The sequence below is a fragment of the Acinetobacter sp. CE-15 genome, from assembly GCF_051059255.1.
GTDB lineage: Bacteria > Pseudomonadota > Gammaproteobacteria > Pseudomonadales > Moraxellaceae > Acinetobacter > Acinetobacter guillouiae.
Map to the genome: position 1 here is coordinate 1 of NZ_CP192737.1, position 21,884 is coordinate 21,884.

The 21,884-nt window shown below is 39.3% G+C and carries 15 protein-coding genes and 1 rRNA gene; 10 read left to right on the forward strand and 6 right to left on the reverse strand.

Going from position 1 to position 21,884, the window contains the following annotated elements; translation table 11 throughout:
- From dnaA to gyrB, 4 genes are all read left to right on the forward strand, one after another.
- Complete coding sequence (dnaA, locus tag ACQ7EO_RS00005; protein WP_004818188.1) at positions 1–1,392, forward strand: chromosomal replication initiator protein DnaA; 1,392 nt, start codon at positions 1–3, stop codon at positions 1,390–1,392.
- A 110-nt stretch (positions 1,393–1,502) separates the two neighbouring features.
- The gene (gene dnaN / locus ACQ7EO_RS00010) at positions 1,503–2,651 is read left to right on the forward strand and encodes a DNA polymerase III subunit beta (RefSeq protein WP_004718933.1); all 1,149 of its coding nucleotides are present in this window, start codon (positions 1,503–1,505) and stop codon (positions 2,649–2,651) included.
- A 24-nt stretch (positions 2,652–2,675) separates the two neighbouring features.
- Positions 2,676–3,758: a DNA replication/repair protein RecF gene (gene recF / locus ACQ7EO_RS00015; RefSeq protein WP_004718931.1), complete on the forward strand. Its 1,083-nt coding sequence runs from the start codon at positions 2,676–2,678 to the stop codon at positions 3,756–3,758.
- Positions 3,759–3,810: 52 nt separating this feature from the next.
- Positions 3,811–6,279 (forward strand): DNA topoisomerase (ATP-hydrolyzing) subunit B, encoded by a 2,469-nt coding sequence (gene gyrB, locus ACQ7EO_RS00020; RefSeq protein ID WP_034613335.1) that lies wholly within the window; start codon positions 3,811–3,813, stop codon positions 6,277–6,279.
- A 172-nt stretch (positions 6,280–6,451) separates the two neighbouring features.
- On the opposite strand, the gene ACQ7EO_RS00025 is transcribed toward gyrB, so the two are convergent.
- Complete coding sequence (locus ACQ7EO_RS00025; protein ID WP_004718925.1) at positions 6,452–7,459, reverse strand: putative solute-binding protein; 1,008 nt, start codon at positions 7,457–7,459, stop codon at positions 6,452–6,454.
- 1,021 nt (positions 7,460–8,480) lie between these two features.
- Positions 8,481–10,415 carry an ATP-binding cassette domain-containing protein gene (locus ACQ7EO_RS00030; RefSeq protein ID WP_434278653.1) on the reverse strand — a complete coding sequence of 645 codons (1,935 nt, stop codon included), beginning with the start codon at positions 10,413–10,415 and terminating at the stop codon, positions 8,481–8,483.
- Between the two features lie 469 nt (positions 10,416–10,884).
- On the opposite strand from ACQ7EO_RS00030, the gene ACQ7EO_RS00035 reads away from it, so the two are divergent.
- Positions 10,885–11,889, forward strand: a complete 1,005-nt coding sequence (locus ACQ7EO_RS00035; RefSeq protein ID WP_004718922.1) for a putative solute-binding protein — start codon at positions 10,885–10,887, stop codon at positions 11,887–11,889.
- 63 nt (positions 11,890–11,952) lie between these two features.
- Here the strand turns inward: ACQ7EO_RS00035 and tyrS are convergent, their stop codons facing one another.
- Positions 11,953–13,167, reverse strand: coding sequence for a tyrosine--tRNA ligase (gene tyrS, locus ACQ7EO_RS00040; RefSeq protein WP_004718921.1), 1,215 nt, complete (start codon positions 13,165–13,167; stop codon positions 11,953–11,955).
- Positions 13,168–13,249: 82 nt separating this feature from the next.
- Between tyrS and ACQ7EO_RS00045 the strand changes: the two genes are divergently transcribed.
- Positions 13,250–14,377 (forward strand): anhydro-N-acetylmuramic acid kinase, encoded by a 1,128-nt coding sequence (locus ACQ7EO_RS00045; protein ID WP_035370790.1) that lies wholly within the window; start codon positions 13,250–13,252, stop codon positions 14,375–14,377.
- 189 nt (positions 14,378–14,566) lie between these two features.
- Entirely contained in the window at positions 14,567–15,409 is an 843-nt protein-coding gene (locus ACQ7EO_RS00050; RefSeq protein ID WP_004818192.1) for an alpha/beta fold hydrolase, read from the forward strand.
- 70 nt (positions 15,410–15,479) lie between these two features.
- Here the strand turns inward: ACQ7EO_RS00050 and erpA are convergent, their stop codons facing one another.
- The 3 genes from erpA to ACQ7EO_RS00065 form a co-directional block, all read right to left on the reverse strand.
- Positions 15,480–15,815: an iron-sulfur cluster insertion protein ErpA gene (gene erpA, locus ACQ7EO_RS00055; protein ID WP_004718915.1), complete on the reverse strand. Its 336-nt coding sequence runs from the start codon at positions 15,813–15,815 to the stop codon at positions 15,480–15,482.
- Positions 15,816–15,944: 129 nt separating this feature from the next.
- Positions 15,945–16,949: a putative solute-binding protein gene (locus ACQ7EO_RS00060; RefSeq protein ID WP_004818193.1), complete on the reverse strand. Its 1,005-nt coding sequence runs from the start codon at positions 16,947–16,949 to the stop codon at positions 15,945–15,947.
- 370 nt (positions 16,950–17,319) lie between these two features.
- Positions 17,320–17,784, reverse strand: a complete 465-nt coding sequence (locus tag ACQ7EO_RS00065; RefSeq protein ID WP_004818195.1) for a hypothetical protein — start codon at positions 17,782–17,784, stop codon at positions 17,320–17,322.
- A 200-nt stretch (positions 17,785–17,984) separates the two neighbouring features.
- Here ACQ7EO_RS00065 and ACQ7EO_RS00070 point away from each other — a divergent pair, with 200 nt between their 5' ends.
- The 3 genes from ACQ7EO_RS00070 to ACQ7EO_RS00080 all read left to right on the forward strand — a co-directional run bounded on the left by ACQ7EO_RS00070 (position 17,985) and on the right by ACQ7EO_RS00080 (position 21,883).
- Complete coding sequence (locus ACQ7EO_RS00070; RefSeq protein WP_004718910.1) at positions 17,985–19,052, forward strand: alpha/beta hydrolase; 1,068 nt, start codon at positions 17,985–17,987, stop codon at positions 19,050–19,052.
- Between the two features lie 301 nt (positions 19,053–19,353).
- Entirely contained in the window at positions 19,354–19,920 is a 567-nt protein-coding gene (locus tag ACQ7EO_RS00075) for a peptidylprolyl isomerase (protein WP_004718908.1), read from the forward strand.
- Between the two features lie 424 nt (positions 19,921–20,344).
- Positions 20,345–21,883 (forward strand): 16S ribosomal RNA (locus tag ACQ7EO_RS00080).
- Position 21,884 lies beyond the last annotated feature (1 nt).

The following is a 21,884-nucleotide window of genomic DNA, read 5'->3' on the forward strand; positions in this document are numbered from 1 at the left end:
ATGCTTTGGACGGACTGCTTAACTCGCTTGCGACAAGAGCTCTCTGATAATGTCTTTGCCATGTGGATTCGTCCTTTGGTTGCAGAAGAAGTCGAAGATACTTTAAAACTGTATGCACCCAATCCATATTGGACTCGCTACATTCAAGAACATCATTTAGAACTGATTTCTATTTTGGCAGAACAATTATCTGAAGGTCGTATTCGCAAAGTCGAAATTTTAGTCGACTCGCGTCCTGGTGCAATTCTTTCTGCTGCTGAACAGCCTGCAACCACAACGGCAGCGCTTGAAAGTTCTCCGATGCCTACACAGCATGTCAAAGCCAAAAAAGACAAAGAATATGAAGTTGTTTCTGCAAAAAATGTGAAGAAACGACAACTTAACCCACTATTTAACTTTGCTTTATTTGTTGAAGGTCGTTCAAACCAAATGGCGGCTGAAACTTGCCGTAAAGTTTTAACACAACTCGGTGAATCTCAACATAATCCACTCTTTTTATACGGTCCTACAGGCTTAGGTAAAACGCATTTAATGCAAGCGGTTGGGAATGCATTATTACAGGCAAAGCCAAATGCGCGTGTGATGTATATGACTGCGGAAAGCTTTGTCCAAGACTTTGTCAGCTCTTTGCAAAAAGGCAAGGTTGAAGAATTTAAAAAGAATTGCCGTTCTTTAGATTTATTGTTGGTGGATGATATTCATTTGTTGGCAGGTAAAGAAGCCAGTCTTGTTGAATTTTTCTATACATTCAATGCTTTATTGGATGAATCTAAACAAATTATTTTGACCTCTGACCGTTATCCAAAAGAATTAACTGAATTGGATCCGCGTTTAGTCTCGCGTTTTTCATGGGGACTATCGGTTGGGGTTGAACCACCAGATATTGAAACACGTATCGAAATTTTGCTGAAAAAAGCCGAAAGCAGTGGCATCGATCTGCCTCGAAATTGCGCTTTATTTATTGCACAGCAGGTTGTTGCCAATGTGCGAGAGCTTGAAGGCGCTTTAAACAAAGTTGTGGCAATCTCACGCTTTAAGGGGTCTGCAATTGATCTAGAAGTGGTTCGTGAATCATTGAAAGATGTTTTGGCGATTCGTGCCCGTACCATCAGTACTGAAAATATTCAACGCGTAGTGAGTGAATACTTCCGTATTCCATTAAAAGAATTGGTGGGGCCAAAACGCACACGTATTTACGCACGACCACGTCAGTTGGCGATGGGGCTTGCGCGTGAGCTTACTGGAGACAGCTTCCCTGAAATTGGGATGGCTTTTGGCGGTCGTGACCACAGTACGGTCATGCATGCCTGTGAAAAAGTGCAAAGTTTACGCGATGAAGATCCAATTTTTAATGAGGATTATAAAAACCTCATGCGCCTGTTACAAAGTTAAAATTTGTACAAATTATGCGCTTGCAATGCGGCATAAACTGCCGCATAGTACGTCATTAAAAAAAATTTATTACCCACATTTTTGTCATATTTAGTTAGAGGAATTCCACCGTGCGTTTGAAAATCGCGAAAGAGAGCTTACTTAATGTTTTGTCCCATGTGGTTGGAGCAGTTGAACGTCGCCATACTTTAAACATTCTTTCAAACGTGAAAATTCAAGCTACAAATCAAGCTCTTACGATTACAGGATCGGATTTGGAAGTGGAGCTTGTGGCAAGTACAACTCTAGCTGAAGGTGCATGTTTACAAGCAGGGGAAACTACAGTTCCTGCACGTAAGTTGGTCGATATTTGTAAATCTTTACCAGCAGCAGCTTTGATTGATTTGCAGATCACTGAAGATCAACGCTGTATTTTAAAATCTGGAAACAGCCGTTTTGTTTTAGGAACCTTACCTGCTGAAGATTATCCATTGTTAACCAATGAAAATAGCCAAGGCACTCAAGTTCAAGTCACTGAGCGTGAATTAAAACGTTTATTTGAAAAAACCTCATTTGCCATGGCTGTGCAAGATGTACGTTTTTACCTGACAGGTACATTATTGGAAATTGATGAAAATCAATTACGCGCAGTCACTACCGATGGGCACCGTTTAGCATTGTGTGAAACATTGGCGTCTTCAACCGCTGCACAATTGGTTCAAGCCATTGTTCCACGTAAAGCAGTCGGTGAGTTACAACGTCTTTTAAGTATCGAAGATGAGCAACTGACCTTGTTAATTGGTCGTGAATTGTTAAATGTTACCATTCAAACCTCTAGCCGCGACAAAGAACAAGGCGATATTACGGTACGTTTCACAACAAAATTAATTGATGGGAAATTCCCTGATTATCGTCGTGTGATTCCACGTGGCGGTGACAAAGTTGTAAATATTCCACATGATGTATTTAAGCAATCCTTACAACGTGTTGCGATTTTAAGTAATGAAAAATTACGTGGTGTATTCTTAAACTTTAATGCTGATTCTTTGCAATTACGTGCCAATAACCCTGAGCAAGATGAAGCGATTGAAGATTTAGCTATTCAATATGCCAATGCGCCGATGGAAATGTCGTTTAATGCGCAATATATTTTAGATGTATTAAGCGTTTTAGATGGTGATGATGTCGCAATGACCATGTCTGAAGCGAATCAGTCGGTATTGGTACAAGATCCAACCCAATCTAATCAAACTTATGTTGTGATGCCGATGCGTGTTTAATTGATTTATTTTTAAATCATAGCCATGCATATTACGCGTTTAAATATACAACGTGTTCGAAACCTCAAGACGGTTGCTCTGCATGAGTTGCAACCGTTTAATGTTTTTTATGGACAAAATGGTTCAGGCAAAACCTCGATTTTAGAAGCCATTCATTTATTGGCAACAGGTCGATCTTTTCGAACACATATCCCTAAAAATTACATTCAAAATAATCAATCAGACGCCATTGTTTTTGCCCAATCTTTGACTGAAAAGATTGGTATGCAAAAGCTGCAAAGTGGTGAGCAGTTAATTAAAGTCAATGGTGATACTGTTGCAACCCAAGGGCAGCTTGCCAAAATCTTACCTTTGCAACTGATTGACCCATTAAGTACCGATATTATTGATCATGGGGCAAAACCACGTCGCCAATTGTTGGATTGGCTCATGTTTCACGTGGAACCAGATTTCTATCATGCATGGCAATATTATTCACGCGCTTTAAAGCAAAGAAATAGCTTACTTAAAACCAAACGTAATTTGACTTTGCTCGATTTAGAGCCGTGGAACAAAATGCTCAGTGATTATGGTGAAATGTTACATTCTCAACGGGTCGAGATTGTTGAGCAATGGAAGCTATATTTGCAAGAAGATTTGGCGCAGTTGCTACCCGATTTAAAGATTGAAATGGAATACAGTGCAGGGTTCCATGTGGAACATGGTTTGGCCAATGACCTGATTCAATATCACCAAAAAGATGTTGATCGACGTTATACTGAGTATGGACCACATCGTGCAGATATCCGATTAAAAACCCCATTAGGCGAAGCGGATGTGGTACTGTCTAGAGGGCAGAAAAAGTTATTGATAATGGCTTTAAAACTATCACAAATTGCCATGTTACATGCCTGTAATAAAGAAACTGTGGTATTATTAGATGATGTGACAGCAGAATTAGATTTAAGCGCACAACAACGTTTAATTGAGCGATTGAGCCAACTTGGTAGTCAAGTTTTTATTACCACACTAGACCATGAATCAGTAAAAAAACATTTACATGATTTGTCTATTTCCTACCAGTTATTCAATGTTGACCAAGGTCAGGTAAGTGTTGTTGCAACATGATTTTAGATTTTAGCCAATTTTGGAAAGACCTATTTTTCACTAGGGAGAAACCATGAGTTCAGAAGATCAAATAGCTTCTCAAACAGAACCAACCATTGAAAAGGCTTATGATTCCTCTAGTATCAAAGTATTACGTGGTCTAGATGCAGTTCGTAAACGCCCAGGTATGTATATTGGTGATACTGATGATGGTTCAGGCTTACACCATATGGTATTTGAGGTCGTCGATAACGCGATTGATGAAGCTTTAGCTGGTCATTGTGATGAAATTTTAGTGACGATTCATGAAGATGAGTCAGTCAGCGTTGCAGATAATGGACGTGGTATTCCAACCGATATTCACCCGGAAGAAGGTGTCTCTGCTGCAGAAGTAATTCTTACGATCCTGCACGCAGGTGGTAAGTTTGATGATAATAGCTATAAAGTTTCAGGCGGTTTGCACGGTGTAGGTGTATCTGTAGTTAATGCACTTTCAAGCAAACTTGAACTTACGATTCATCGTGCTGGTCATATTCATCAACAAGAATATAAACATGGTGATCCGGTTTATCCGTTAAAAATTGTGGGTGATGTCGAAACCACAGGGACCATTGTTCGTTTCTGGCCAAGTACTGAAACGTTTAGCCAAACGATTTTTAATGTCGATATTTTGGCACGTCGCTTACGTGAACTTTCATTCTTGAACGCGGGTGTACGTATTGTCCTACGTGATGAACGTGTTGCCTTAGAACATGTCTTCGATTACGAAGGTGGTTTATCTGAGTTTGTAAAATATATCAACCAAGGTAAAACCCATCTCAATGAAATATTCCATTTCACCACTCAAGCTGAAAATGGCATAGGTGTTGAAGTTGCTTTGCAATGGAATGATACCTATCAAGAGAATGTTCGTTGCTTTACCAACAATATTCCACAAAAAGATGGTGGAACGCATTTAGCTGGTTTCCGTGCAGCGTTGACACGTGGCTTAAACAGCTACATGGAAAATGAAAACTTACTCAAAAAAGAGAAAGTTGCAGTTACTGGTGATGATGCGCGTGAAGGCTTAACAGCAATTGTTTCAGTTAAAGTGCCTGATCCTAAATTCTCATCTCAAACCAAAGAAAAATTGGTGTCGAGTGAAGTTAAACCTGCTGTCGAGCAGGCAATGAACAAAGCCTTTTCTGAGTATTTATTAGAAAATCCTCAGGCTGCAAAATCTATTGCAGGCAAGATCATTGATGCTGCACGTGCGCGTGATGCTGCGCGTAAAGCACGTGAAATGACACGTCGTAAGAGTGCGCTTGATATTGCCGGTCTTCCAGGTAAGTTGGCAGACTGTCAGGAAAAAGATCCAGCACTTTCAGAATTATACTTAGTCGAGGGTGACTCTGCGGGCGGTTCTGCAAAACAAGGCCGTAACCGTAAAATGCAAGCCATTCTTCCGCTCAAAGGTAAAATCCTGAATGTGGAACGTGCACGTTTCGATAAGATGATTTCATCACAGGAAGTGGGTACGCTGATTACTGCATTAGGATGTGGTATTGGCCGTGAAGAATATAACCCAGACAAGTTGCGTTATCATAAAATCATTATCATGACCGATGCTGACGTGGATGGTTCACACATTCGTACCCTGCTTTTGACTTTCTTCTTCCGTCAAATGCCAGAACTTGTGGAACGTGGTTATATTTATATTGCACAACCACCACTGTATAAACTGAAAAAAGGTAAGCAAGAGCAGTACATTAAAGACAATGATGCTTTAGAAACTTATTTGATTTCAAATGCGATTGATGAACTTGAATTACGTGTCAATGCTGAAGCGCCTGCAATTCGTGGCGTAGCATTAGAGAAAGTGATTGCTGATTATCAAACCTCCCAAAAGAGTTTGCAGCGTTTAACCGTACGTTATCCTGCGACCTTGCTGGATGGTTTATTGAGTCTTGAGCATTTTAAACTTGATCAAAATCATGACCAAGATTATGTACAACAATGGGGTGAGAAACTTCGTGCTGCGATTGAAACAACGCAACCAAGTTTACGTCCAGTGTTGAGCTTGGAGTCGTTTGATAAAGAAACTGCTGATGGGCTTAAAACGACGATTTATTTCCCGCGTATAACGATTTATGTGCACAATTTACCGCATAGCTATTTATTAGATGCGGGTTTATTGGCATCGGGCGAATATAAGCGTTTATTGCAGAACTCGAAGAGCTGGTTCACCTTGTTAGAAGAAGGTGCTTATCTGCAAAAAGGCGAACGTAAAATCAACGTTTCGACTTTCCATCAGGTTTGGCAACACATTTTGACAGATTCACGTCGCGGCATGATGATCCAACGCTATAAAGGTTTGGGTGAGATGAATGCTGAACAGCTTTGGGAAACCACAATGGATCCTGAAAACCGTAATATGCTGCAAGTGACCATTGATGATGCGATTGAAGCTGATCGTATGTTTGCATGTTTAATGGGCGATGATGTAGAACCACGTCGTGCGTTCATTGAAGAAAATGCATTAAATGCAGATATTGATGCTTAATTAAACTCATTTTAATCAATAAAAGGGAATAAACCTCGGTTTATTCCCTTTTTTATATCCGCTATTTTAATTTTGATGGTGCTAAACTACTGCTATTTAAAAATTTCAAGCAAAAAAACCAGCTTATTAAAGCTGGTTTTTTTGTAGACTTTAGCTTATTTCAGCTAAAGTATTATTCACCACCAAGCGTACATTCAAAGTTGGCTTTATCTACTGAACAACGTGCCTTTTTCAACACAGACATCATACCTGCATCATAAATACCTTGTTTAGTTAGTTCTAAACGGCCATCACGCATTAATTTTTGATATTTCAGCTTATCTTCAGCGGTTAAATTCATTTTGTATTTTGCTGGAATAGTCGCTTCTAGGCGATTAATCATAGCAAAGCTTTTTGGCAAGTTTTTCACAAAATAATCACGAGATTTTTGACCAAAACCTGCAGGGAACTTTTCAGGACGGATGACAAAGTCAGCAGTTACTTGTAATACAGGGAAGTTAAACATTGCCCCATTTGCGCCTAAACCTTTTTGAATTTCAAGTGGTTTGTAGGCATAAGCTGGTGCACCGACCATATCAACTTGACCATTGTTGAATTTTGCAACAAAGTTGGTGATATCTGAAGGAACTGCTTGCGCACCAACACGTTGTACCAGAATTTTTTGAGCGCTGTCATAGCTTAACACAGCAAACTTTTTACCAGCGGCTTTTTCAATCGAGTTGATATTTTTATCACGGACAAAAATAAATGCTGAACCAAGTGGTGCAATACCAGCAACTTCGTATTTTTTACCACCCAAGGTTGTGGTCATTTTTGCAGCATTACGCGCATCTAAGGCAAAAGTAATGGCTTTTTGTGCAATCGCATTACTTGGCACACCACCAATAGAGTCGATTGAACCCACAAATTTATTGTATTGACGCGCACGCATTGCAGTCATAAATACGCCATCGCATTTGCCTGCTTTAAAGTCGTTATCTGCAACAGCCTCATCTTGTTTTGGAATGAGATTGATATCAGCGCCCCAGCTTTTTGCTGATAATGCCCATTCTTGTGCCATTTGAAATGATTCACCTGACTTACCTAATAAGTCAAATACGCAGACATCTGTCGCAGCTTGAGATGCTGAACTAAATCCAACGATTGAAGTTGCAGCAATAGCGAATGCAATTTTTTTCATATTTTCGTCCTTATCTATTTATCCATCTTTAGGAACTTTTCCATAAGCGCAATATTAATCAGCTTTGTTTGAAAAAAATAGAGCATTTACTCCATTTATTATTTTTTTTTTTGACAATTATTGTGAATTAGCGACTTAACTCTCATTTCATCGACAATCTTTTTATAAGTAAATCAGTTTTTTAAGTCTGAGTTATGCTTTTTCATTACAAATTGTTCGAAATTCATGATCTATGTAATTTTAAATAATTTTGCTGAAATCAAAAAAAATTAGATGAATGTTCATTATAAAAAGCGACGAACGGTTAAATTTTGCACTTGAATTTTGTTCTATTATTAACCAAAATAATGTTGATAAGTGTGTGGGTAACTTTGCAATTAAGCCTAAATTCGATCAACACTGACTGATTTAATCACATATAAAACTTCAAAATCATTAAAAAATGCTCTCAAAGAATGAGTCAAAAGAACTGTTTTAAAATTTTAACTTATCCACAAGCAATTGATAAAAAATATTTTTAAGTTCAAATGAATTGTCTTTTTTAAAGCCTTTTTCGCCATTATTTAGGTGTGCTAATATGTTCCACGGTGGAAATTATCTATTATAAATAAAAGTTATGATTGCATTTTGTCGATTTAAAGATGCTTTTAGGCTTGGACGCGGCTGTTGGATGTGGTTTGGAGGTTGAATAAAATAAGCTTATGATTTTTATTGGATTATTGTGTTAAAAAGCCTTCTTTTTGATCTGCGGGAATATAGAGTAATGAGAAACAATACCTGAGCGTGTTTGCATAGCGTGGCTATGTATTGAATTACTGATGATTTATGAGAAGAGGTATAGAACTTTAAATTTTGTTAAGGCGATGAAATTGCGGTTAAAACTTTAAATAAATAGTTTTATTGATTAACTTATTGATTTTTAATTATATTTTATTAAAAAGCTAGAAAAGGCATTTGCCTATTTCTAGCTAATTTGAGGGGCTTACTGTCTTTAAAAGCACTTTTTAATTAAAAGCGCCTTTTAATCGAAAGAGCTTTCTAATGTTTCTAGTTCCATCATCAGTTCAAGCATTTTTTCTTCAGCTTGTTCTAATTTTACTTTTGACTCTGTCTGTTCATTCATGAGTTTGAGTAAATCATCTTTACGGTTTGCCTCATAAAGGGCTGAGTCTGCAAGTAATGTTTCAATTTCTGCAAGTCTAGGTTGAATTTTTCCAATTTGGCTTTCAATTTTCTCGATATTTTTACGAATAGGACGGCTCAGTTCACGTTGACGAGCAGCTTCTTTACGTTGTGCTTCTTTATCGAGTTTTGAAATACTTGGCTTTTCAACCACCTGAGATTGAACAGGTGCACTAGGCTGTTGTCCATTCTTGATCATATCGATACGTGCTTGACGTAACCACGTTGCATAATCTTGTAAATCCCCGTCAAATTCCTTGCTTTGACCTGCATGAACCAAAATAAGTTCATCACAGACTGAAGCGATCAGCTGACGTTCATGGGAAACTAAAACCACAGCACCTTCAAAATCCTGTAAAGCCATCGTAAGTGCATGGCGCATATCTAAATCTAAATGGTTAGTCGGTTCGTCGAGAATTAAAACATTTGGACGCAGCCAGACGATTAAAGCCAAAGCCAAACGCGCACGTTCACCGCCAGAGAAGCTTTCGCTTGGGGTGTCCATACGTTCACCACTAAAGCCAAAACTTCCTAAAAAGGAGCGTAATGCTGCTTCACTGATCTTTGGGTCAGCAATGCGAGAAAGTTGTAACATCGGGCTGGCATTGCCATCTAAAGCATCCATTTGGTGCTGGGCAAAATAACCAATGTTGAGTAACTCAGAATCTTTACGTAAACCTTGAATCAGCGGTAAATCACCGACTAAAGATTTAATTAGGGTCGATTTACCTGCACCATTCATTCCCAGTAAACCGATACGACTGCTTGGTGTAATCTGTAAATTTACATTGGTGACAATTAATTTATCGCCATAGCCAATATCTGCATGTTCGAGTGTGAGCAGCGGTGAACTCATTTTGCTTGGTTCACGGAAACTAAAGGTAAATGGATTATCGACATGCGCAGGGGCAAGCTCTTGCATACGTTCAAGTTGTTTAATACGGCTTTGCGCTTGTCGTGCTTTAGTCGCTTTGGCTTTAAAACGGTCAATAAATTTTTGTAAGTGTGCTTTAGCTTCTTGTTGCTTTTCAAACGCTTGTTGTTGCTGTGCTAATCGCTCAGAACGTGTGGTTTCAAAAGTAGAATAGTTACCAGTATATAAAGTCAGTACTTGATTTTCGATATGTAAAATATGATCTGTGATTGCATCTAAGAAATCGCGGTCATGTGAAATTAAAATGAGCGTGCCTTCATATGCCTTGAGCCAATCTTCTAACCATAAAATTGCATCTAAATCTAAATGGTTGGTCGGTTCATCAAGTAATAGTAAGTCTGAGCGACTCATCAGGGTGCGAGCAAGATTTAAACGCATCCGCCACCCACCAGAGAAACTTGAAACCAAGAGTTCTGATTGATGCTCAAAAAAACCTAAACCGGCCATCAGTTGAGATGCTTTAGATGCAGCTGTATAGCCATGAATTTCTTCAAAACGGCTATATAAATGTGCTAACTCATCATTACTCAAATCTTCAGAATGGTTTAGTTTGTCTTGGATGAGCCAATATTCTTCATCGCCAGATAACACAAAATCAATAGCTTTCATATCTAAGGCTTTGATTTCCTGAGCCATATGGGCAACGGTCCATATATTTGGACGGGTTAAGCTACCGCTGTCTGACTCCATTCCACCCAAAAGTGCTGAGAACAATGTGGATTTACCCGCACCATTTACACCTGTTAAACCAATTTTCCAACCAGGATGAAGTTGCATAGACGCTTTTTGGAATAAAATGCGTCCACCACGGCGAATTGAAAGTTGGTCTAACTGAATCATAGGAAACTGACTATTGAATATCGGATGCGGTATAGTAAAGGATAAATGGTAGAGTTCAAAAAATGTATTTGATAAAAGAAGTGACAAAATGTCTTTTCTTGAGTGAAAAGCACAATAAATTGGGTAAATAAGATCAATTCAAAAAAAACAAACAATGCTTTATTGTGAATGCTTCAATAAAAAATGTGTATATCTCCCAAACCAACAGCAATCATTAGAATATTTTAATTTTACAACCACTCAATAAAAAAACCGCTCAATCAAATCAGCTCAGCCACTTATTTTTATCAGAATTTTGTCCTGAATTTTTTATTTCATCTAAAAGTTGGTTAAAAAACTAACACAAAATATCCAATTTATGTAGAATTAATCACAGTATCACCTAAAAATGTGTAGTTAAAGTAAAAGACTCGGATTGCTTTTACATCTACAAGGATAAATCTATTTATAAAAATATGGACGTTAGATGATGAATAAAATTGGATATTTACCGATTGTTTTTTCAGTTTTTTTTTCACCTCTGCTACAGGCAAAACAAAATGTGTGTGTGTTTGATTTACTGGGTAAAGCGGGTGAATCTTATAAACTCATGGAAGAATGGGCTTTAGCAGCCAAAGCATGGGGTGCTGATATTAATTTAACCGTGTATCAGTCAGAAGAAGCCGTGGATAAAAATTTTAAAACCAATAAATGTGATGCCGCGGCAATGACCACGATGCGTTCACGTGAATACAATAAATTTGGTGGATCTATTGATGCTTTGGGCGGAATTCCCAATAACGAAATTGCCAGAAGAGCGATCAACTATGCCTTGGATAAACGCAATGCAAAAAGATTGGTTTCTGAAAAAAATGGGGTCAAATATGAATTGGCAATGATTACCCCGATTGGTATTGCTTATATCTTTGTTAAAGATCGCGCAATGAATACTTTGGAGAAGGGCAAAGGTAAAAAGTTTGCCTATCTGCATTATGATCTTGCACAAAAGGTTGCCGTTGAACGTGTAGGCGCAATCGGGGTTCCTTCTGATATTTTTAATTTTGTGAAAAAATTTAATGATGGTGAGGTGGATGCGATTGCTTCACCAGCCTATGCCTATAAACCATTGGAAATTTATAAAGGTTTAGGTAGCAATGGTGCAATGTTTACTTATCCTGTAGTGAATGTGACTGCCGATTTAATTATTAAACCTGAGCAGTTTCCAGAAGGTTTTGGTATTAAGTCACGTGAGTGGGCTGTGAAGCAGTTACCAAGTTCATTTAAGAAAATAGAAAAAATGGAAGCTGAAATTCCAGCAAAATATAAATTAAATGTATCTAAGGATGATGCACTCCGTTATCAGAAATTATTGCGAGAAGGGCGGATTGAGTTAACAAAAAGAGGGGTGTACGATCCTGTGATGATGTCGGTACTGAAAAAAGCACGCTGTACGGTAGATCGCACCAACTTTGAATGTTCACTTGCAGGTGAATAAATTTATTCAATAAAAAAGCCATCAATGTTGATGGCTTTTCTGGTTTTATTGGCTTAGACGGGATTAATCGGTAAAGGTCACTTTTGCAATGGCTTTTTTACTTGCCTGAATAACCAAAGTAACATTTTCTTTCACAGTGAAGTTTGCATCCACAACTTCCCAATCTACTTTTACGGCTCCACGTGAAACAGCATCTTTAGATTGTGCTGAATTCTTGGTTAAACCTGCGGCACGTAGAATAGACACAATCGAGATTTCTCCATTGTATTCACCACGAGAAATAGTCACTTCAGGCGTACCTTCAGGTAGCTCACCTTCTGTGATTAAGTTACCCGCACCTTTATGTGCATGTTCAGCAGCTTCTGCGCCATGGAAGCGTTCAACCAACTCAAGTGCAAGAATTTTCTTAATGTCTTGCGGATTACGACCTTCAGCCATTTCTTTGAGAAGAACGTCAATTTCGTCCATAGACTTAAAGCTGAGTAATTCAAAATAGCGTTCAATCAAGCTGTCAGGCATAGACAATACTTTTTGGTACATTGCGCCAGGGGCATCAAATACACCAATATAGTTGCCTAAAGACTTCGACATTTTATTGACGCCATCCAATCCTTCTAGGATCGGTACGGTAATACATACTTGAGCTTCTTGATCATAACGACCTTGAAGAGTACGTCCCATAAGTAAGTTAAAGGTCTGGTCTGTACCACCAAGCTCAACATCGGCTTCAAGCGCGATAGAGTCGTAACCTTGAACTAAAGGATATAAAAACTCATGAATAGCAATCGGTTGATGGCTATTATAGCGTTTAGTAAAGTCATCACGTTCTAGCATACGCGCAACAGTTTGCTGCGAAGCCAATTGAATCAAATCCGCAGCGGTTTTTGTTGCAAACCACTCAGAGTTAAAACGAACTTTGGTTTTATTTGGATCAAGAATTTTAAACACTTGTTCTTGATATGTTTTGGCATTTTCTAAAACTTGTTCACGCGATAGCGGTGGACGAGTCGCACTCTTACCTGTTGGGTCACCAATCATGGCGGTATAATCACCAATCAAGAATGTGACATCATGACCAAGATCTTGAAACGCTTTTAATTTGTTAATTAAAACAGTATGACCCAAATGTAAATCTGGGGCAGTTGGATCAAATCCTGCTTTAATTTTTAAAGGACGATTTTCTTTTAGTTTCTTCAGAAGATCTTCTTCAGAAATAATTTCGTGAGTGCCTCGGCGAATGAGGGCAAGTTGTTCTTCAGCCGGCAGGAAATTTGACATTACAAAAACCCAAATACTTCAGTTAGACTATTTGTGCGATATACTAACATTTTTTCAGCATAATGCAGGCGAAGAATATCTCATGACAACAATCTATATTGGCGTAATGACTGGAACCAGCATGGATGGCGTCGATTTTGTTGCTGCTTCATTTGATCCTTTACATATCCATGCCACGCTTACAGTCGCTTTTGATCCTCATTTACGCGATGAATTGATGGCATTGACCTTACCTGATGATAATGAAATCGATCGAATGGGTAAGGCGGATGTCGCTCTTGCAACCATGATCGGCAATGGCATTAACCAACTTATACAAGAAAATAATTTAGATAAAAGCCAAATTAAAGCGATTGGTTGTCATGGACAAACTATTCGGCATCGCCCAGAACATGGGTTTACTTTACAAATTGGTGATCCAAATATTATTACGGAAATTACTCAAATTCCTGTGATTTCAGATTTTCGTCGTCGTGATATGGCGGCAGGTGGGCAGGGTGCTCCTCTAGTTCCAGCGTTTCATCAAGCTTTATTCCAACATTCAACCATTCATCGAGTGATTCTCAATTTAGGGGGGATTGCCAATGTCAGCATGCTGCCTGCTGGTGATGAGCAGAATGTTTATGGTTTTGATACAGGTCCTGCCAATATTCTTATGGATGCGTGGTGTCATCGTTATACTGGGCAACCTTATGACGAAAATGGCAATTGGGCAGCTTATGGTCAACCGATACGTTCATTGTTAGATCGCCTTCAAGCAAATGAATACTTCTCTAAAGAACCTCCAAAAAGTACAGGGCGTGAAGACTTTAACTTGGAATGGTTAGATGAGCAGATTTTAGATTGGCGCAATGATTTAGAATATGATGAATTAGAAGATACCCCTGAAAATATTCAGGCAACGTTGATGAAACTCACGACACGGGCCATCAAGAAAGCCATTTATCGTTCGCCTCTAGATACGGGTGAGGTCTATGTTTGCGGTGGAGGTGCTTATAACTCACATCTACTTGAACAACTCCGTTGGCGTCTACGTAAGCACAATTGGTCTGTACAATCGACTTCTGCATTGGGCTTAGCACCGACATGGGTAGAGGCAACTGCATTTGCATGGCTCGCCATGCGCTTTGACCAACAGTTAAGTGGCAACCTACCTGCTGTTACGGGGGCAAAAGGCTATCGTATCTTAGGCACGATTACAGCAGTTTAAAAATAAAATGATTGCTAAGGTGAGTGATACACCTTAGTAATCAATATTTACACAAGAACAAGTGCGGTGTAGTGTGAGATATTTTGTAGAACAATGATCGACCTGTTTAGCGCTGAGATTGTCCTTTACTGCTGTTAAAAAATAGCGCATAAGCTTCCACTATCAATAAAAATTAAAACTGAGATCACAATGAACTTAGCGATACAGAAACAGCGCATAGAATCATTTCAAAGAGAGGGTTTTAGCTTTGATGTGATAGATTCGGGTCCTTTGGATGGGCAGCCTTTTGTCTTGTTACATGGTTTTCCTGAAACCAATAAAAGCTGGCAAGAAACTGCAGAGATCTTGAATCAAAACGGTTATCGTACTTTTGCTGTCAATCAACGTGGTTATAGTTTAGGTGCACAACCGCAAAACCGCCGTGATTATAGAAGTTCTGCTTTGGTTGAAGATGTAAATGCTTTAATCGATATGATTCAACAACAGGTTTATTTAGTTGGACATGATTGGGGAGCTGTAGTGGCTTGGGATGTTGCTCAACGCTATCCTGAAAAAATAAAACATTTGATTACGATTTCTGTACCGCATAAAGCAGCATTTATGCGTTCGATGTTCAGCAGTAATCAATTGTTAAAATCTTACTATATTGGTTTATTCCAGTTACCTAAAATTCCAGAATTATTATTCGAGAAATTACCAAAGTTGGGTCTGGGCTTATTAAAAGATTCAGGAATGACCGCAAAACAACTCGAAGATTTTCAACAAGACATCGTGGTGGAAAAGCGTCTAAGTTCTGCATTAAATTGGTATCGGGGACTTCCATTTAGTTCAAATAAAAATTTAACCCAACCAGTTTGTGTGCCGACTTTATTTATTTGGGGCAAACATGACTCAGCGATCGGTTCTAAAAGCGTTGCCTTAAATCATCATTATGTAAAAGCAGCTTATAAAGAAATTGTGATGGATGCGACGCATTGGATACCAGTGCAGAATGCAAAACAATTGAGCCAACATATTTTAGAAACGATTTAAGCTTGATGTCTCAACCATAAAAATGCCCTCATAAGAAGAGGGCATGATTTGATTCAAAATATGCTTTGAATTAAATGGAGAATGATGAACCGCAACCACAAGTTGTTGTTGCATTCGGGTTTTCTACAATAAAACGTGAGCCTTCTAAGCCTTCAATATAGTCAACTTTAGAACCGACGAGATATTGATAACTCAACGAGTCAACCAACATTTTTACATCACCATTTATAAATTCAGCATCATCTTCATTCATACTTTCGGCAAAGTTAAAACCATAAGAAAATCCTGAACAGCCGCCACCCGTTACATAGACACGTAACATCAGATCTTGATTACCTTCGCTATCACGAAGTTGGCGAACTTTATTTGCAGCATTGTCAGTCAGCTCAAGTGCTTGGGCGGTCATGATATTGTTCCTCAGATTTCAAATGGCTTAAATGAAAAGACCATATATTCAGTATAACATACTCAATATATGGTCAGTGAGTGAACTTTAAAGTAAATTCAGACTAAATTTATCGGATTTAATCTAGAATTATTTGTAGTTCTCATCTTGTAGCGCACATTCAAAGTTTTTCGGATCGTTTTTACAACGGAATTGCCAAAGGATTTTCATCATTTGTTTGTTATAAACGCCTTGTTTGGTCAAGCTGATACGCGATTCACGCATGAGTTTTTGATAACCAGGCTTATCACCATCTGGAACTTGCATCCAGTATTTCGCCGGAATATCTGCTTTCATTTTTCCAATGATAGTGTTTGCACGAGGCAATTGCGTTTTAATCCAATCACGAGATTTTTGACCATAGCCAGCAGGGAATTTATCTGGACGAATGATGATATTACCTGTGACTTGTAGCAGTGGGTAATTCACAATAGCGCCTTTGGTTCCTAAACCCTTATGCAGCTCTAAAGGTTTAAATACCGCTGCAGGTGCACCAATAATATCAACCTGACCATTATTGAATTTACTGCCAAAATTTGTAACATCCGCGGCAACTGCTTGAGCACCAATTTGTTGAACCATAATTTTTTGTGCTTGGTCATAGTCGAGTACCGCAATTTTTTTACCTGCTGCTTTTGCAACGGTATTGATATTGCGGTCATTGACCATCAGGAAAGCATCACCTACTGGAATAACACCAACAACTTCATATTTTCCGCTGGTCATGTATTTTGCAAAGTTTGGATTTGCTAAGCCTTGCATGACTTTTACCGCGAGATTGAGATCTGGAATCGCACCAATTGCATCTAAAGAACCGGTGAAACTATTAAATTGGCGGCCACGCATACCTGTGATACTGACAGCATCACATTTACCCGCTTTAAAATCTTCTGCAATAACAGATTCATTTGAATTCACTTTTAATTCCAGATCCGCACCCCAGTTTTTCGCTGCAAGTTGATAATCTTTCATTAAGGTAAACACATCACCATTTTTGCCTACTAAATCAAATACACACATGACTTGTTTTGCTTGAGTGGCAGATGTTGCAAGCAAAAGCCCCGCAGCAGCAATGAGAGCATTAGACCATTTCATTATTTTTTTCCTTTCCATGATCAATATTATTCATGTTCAATTGAATCGAAGAGCTTCGACCAATAGAACTTTGTGACATCAAAAATGTATCTAGTTTAGAAAATCATTTATTGCTAAACCCAACATGATCTATTCTGAACAATCGATTTTCCAAATCAATTGTTCGAGTTCAATGATGAATTGATGTTATTGAAATCATTGCTTGAAATGAGTCAGTTCGCAATGACCCAAATGACAAAATTTCCTCAGCAAAGAAGAAATGTCAGAAGCTATTAATTACTGAGGAAAATCATTACTTTTGCTTTTATAAATGAATAAATTGTTTGCTAAAAAGACAAAAAAATCTGGGTTAGCCCCAGATTCTTGAAGATTAATCTTGGTTTTGATCTCTGTTTTTACGCTCATCACGTCTTTTATCACGTTGCTGTTGTTGATTTTGACGATCACGCTGTTGCCACTGTTTTTGATCAGGTCTATTGTCCCAGCGATGGTCACGATTTGATTTATTGTTCCAATCTTTTCTATGTTGTTCCCATTGCTGCTTTTTCATTTGATCACGTTTGGCTTGTTCATATTGCCAACGTTGTTTATCCCAGTTCTTTTGGCGCCGTTCTTGTTCAATGCGCATTTGTTGTAAACGATAAGCTCGCTCGCGTTCCCAACGTTGGCGATCATTGTTTCGGTCATATCTTGGATCATAGCGTTGTCCATAGCCATAATCTCGATATACGGGTTGCCCATAGCCGCGAGAGTCATAACCATCTTCAGGAAATGCAACACAACCAACAGCAATAATAGATGTTATGAATGAAACAATTAATGCTTTTATAGCCATAAGTTGTCTCCATTTAACAAGCAAAATAGCAAAAAAAAATTCAGATATAGCAAAATAGTCAATGACAAGTCATTTAACTCAGATTAGCGTATTTAAAAATTATATTTGTATATCGATGATGAGACTTGTATAAGATTATAGTCAGTCGATGCCTGATCATGTAGACAATATGAAGAATTTGAACATTTAAGGAAGAAGTAATGGTTGCTTTTCAACGTAGTATTCATGATTTAGTCGAAAAAGGGCAGGGTTCGGCAGGTAGGGCTTTAGATCGTTTGCCTACATTCGCTCAAGAGTCATTAACCAAGTTATTGGGTTACCCGTACCAGTTTCCTCAATTGGATAGTTTCACCAAATGTTTGATGGCAGCTCAACTTAAACAGGGCAAAGTGGGTTTTATTGGCGCAGATGTAGAGCGCTCTAGAAAGCAATTTGAATCACAAATGCAATCTATTATAAACAAACCGACCCATATCCAATTTGTTGAAGATATTCGTCTTCCGCTGCAAAGTGGCAGCGTCTATGCACGCCATTACCATCCTGCACCAAATAAAAAATTGCCAATGATTGTATTTTATCATGGCGGTGGTTTTGTGGTAGGTAGTGTAGACACCCATGATGAAGTGTGTCGCTTAATTGCTGCTCATGCAAAAGTTCAGGTTTTAAGTATTGAATATCCACTCGCACCTGAGGTTGGCCCACGTGACTTAATTCAATCTTGTGAAGATGCTTTGGCTTGGGTGTATCAAAATCGCCGTCAATTTAAAATTCTCAAAAACCGGATTGCGGTTGCAGGAGATAGCGCGGGCGGAAATATTAGCGCTGTTGTTGCACAACGCACAGTCAATACAGTGTTTGCGCCTCAAGCCCAGTTCTTGATTTATCCTGCCGTTGATTTTAAGAGTCGACATCCATCTTTCTTTGCTTATAAAGATGGCTTGGTGTTGACAGGCTCAGATATTGATTATGTGACCGACTATTATGCGACACGTTTTAATATGGCATTGGATGATCCAATCATTTCACCCACCAATGGCCAGCTAAAGAAACTTGCCCCTGCATTTGTAGTAACGGCTGGACATGATCTTTTGCATGATGAAGGTAAAATTTATGCTTATAAGTTACGTCAAAATGGGGTAAAGGTTCATTATCAGGATTATGAAGATCAAACCCACGGATTTATTAACTTAACCCCTGTTTCACGTAAAGCTAAAAAATACGTTATAGAGATGAGTAAAGAGTTCCGTAAATTCTGGGATAAGCAATAACATAATATCCACTTGTACAAGTCACTTTTGTTTCACGTGGAACAAAAGTGACTGATTAAAAAATAATCAAATAAGAATAATTGTTCTATAAAGGCTAAGCACACGGATTTATCCATACAGTTCTTTTGTTGATAAAGCATCATCAACATATTCAACAACCAATAAGGCTTATGACAGCTATATAGATATAGTCGTGAATACTGTTGAGTATTGGTAAACGTGTTTAAATGTCATTTTTCAACAGAATAAAAGCAGACTACTATGAGAGGCTTATTAATTTAAAATGTTTAAGGAAAAGAGAATGATCAAAAAAATAGGCATCGGTCTTGCTTTAGTGGTTTTAGTGAATCAAGCGTTCGCCAATACAGATATGCAAATTAAAACCAATTTAGGCAACATCAATATAGAGCTTTATGATGATCAAGCACCGATATCAGTAAAAAATTTTAAGAGCTATGTAAATAGTCAATTTTACAACGGCACCATTTTCCATCGTGTTATCCCTGGTTTTATGATTCAAGGCGGTGGCTTTGATAGCAACATGAAAGAGAAGGCTACTCAACCAGCGATCCAGAATGAATCTAGCAATGGCTTAAAGAACGTTCGTGGGACTTTGGCTATGGCACGGACTAATGCGCCAAACTCTGCAACCAGTCAATTCTTTATTAATGTTGCAAATAACGACTTTTTAAATAAGTCTGCTGGAAACCCTGGGTACGCCGTATTTGGTAAGGTGACACAAGGACTGGATATCGTCGATAAAATCGTACAGACACCAACACAAACAGTGGGTATGCACCAAGATGTACCTAAACAAGCTGTAAAAATCATCAGTATTCAAACAATAAAAACAAATGTGAAAAAATAGTTAAAAAATAAAGCAGAAATATTTTGTTCATATTTCTGCTTTAATATTAAAAGCTTACGCGACAAAAAGCCTAAAAATGAACCAAAACAGTGCATAAAAATACAACACTCAATAAAACAATCAGTTAAAAGCACTTGCGTGTGTAAAAAATTGCCCTATAATGAGCTCATCCCGACGCGATACAGCAAACGAACTTAGCTTAGAGGGTTAAGTTGTTAAATGTTTATTGCGTCTTATTTATCACTGACGAAGTGATAAATTAATCATTAAGAGAATATGAAGAACAACTTGTGTGGATTTTTACTGATTGATTGATCGAAATATTATCATTGATTGATTGGTTTAAATTACTCGAAGTTTATTTGAGAGAATTTGTCAGTACATTGATGAGCCAGAATTGTGACCTTAAGTCACTAATGATTTTTAACTGAAGAGTTTGATCATGGCTCAGATTGAACGCTGGCGGCAGGCTTAACACATGCAAGTCGAGCGGGGGAGATTGCTTCGGTGATTGACCTAGCGGCGGACGGGTGAGTAATACTTAGGAATCTGCCTATTAATGGGGGACAACATCTCGAAAGGGATGCTAATACCGCATACGCCCTACGGGGGAAAGCAGGGGATCACTTGTGACCTTGCGTTAATAGATGAGCCTAAGTCGGATTAGCTAGTTGGTGGGGTAAAGGCCTACCAAGGCGACGATCTGTAGCGGGTCTGAGAGGATGATCCGCCACACTGGGACTGAGACACGGCCCAGACTCCTACGGGAGGCAGCAGTGGGGAATATTGGACAATGGGGGGAACCCTGATCCAGCCATGCCGCGTGTGTGAAGAAGGCCTTATGGTTGTAAAGCACTTTAAGCGAGGAGGAGGCTCCTGTAGTTAATACCTACAGTGAGTGGACGTTACTCGCAGAATAAGCACCGGCTAACTCTGTGCCAGCAGCCGCGGTAATACAGAGGGTGCGAGCGTTAATCGGATTTACTGGGCGTAAAGCGTGCGTAGGCGGCTTTTTAAGTCGGATGTGAAATCCCCGAGCTTAACTTGGGAATTGCATTCGATACTGGGAAGCTAGAGTATGGGAGAGGATGGTAGAATTCCAGGTGTAGCGGTGAAATGCGTAGAGATCTGGAGGAATACCGATGGCGAAGGCAGCCATCTGGCCTAATACTGACGCTGAGGTACGAAAGCATGGGGAGCAAACAGGATTAGATACCCTGGTAGTCCATGCCGTAAACGATGTCTACTAGCCGTTGGGGCCTTTGAGGCTTTAGTGGCGCAGCTAACGCGATAAGTAGACCGCCTGGGGAGTACGGTCGCAAGACTAAAACTCAAATGAATTGACGGGGGCCCGCACAAGCGGTGGAGCATGTGGTTTAATTCGATGCAACGCGAAGAACCTTACCTGGTCTTGACATAGTAAGAACTTTCCAGAGATGGATTGGTGCCTTCGGGAACTTACATACAGGTGCTGCATGGCTGTCGTCAGCTCGTGTCGTGAGATGTTGGGTTAAGTCCCGCAACGAGCGCAACCCTTTTCCTTATTTGCCAGCACTTCGGGTGGGAACTTTAAGGATACTGCCAGTGACAAACTGGAGGAAGGCGGGGACGACGTCAAGTCATCATGGCCCTTACGACCAGGGCTACACACGTGCTACAATGGTCGGTACAAAGGGTTGCTACCTAGCGATAGGATGCTAATCTCAAAAAGCCGATCGTAGTCCGGATTGGAGTCTGCAACTCGACTCCATGAAGTCGGAATCGCTAGTAATCGCGGATCAGAATGCCGCGGTGAATACGTTCCCGGGCCTTGTACACACCGCCCGTCACACCATGGGAGTTTGTTGCACCAGAAGTAGGTAGTCTAACCGTAAGGAGGACGCTTACCACGGTGTGGCCGATGACTGGGGTGAAGTCGTAACAAGGTAGCCGTAGGGGAACCTGCGGCTGGATCACCTCCTTAA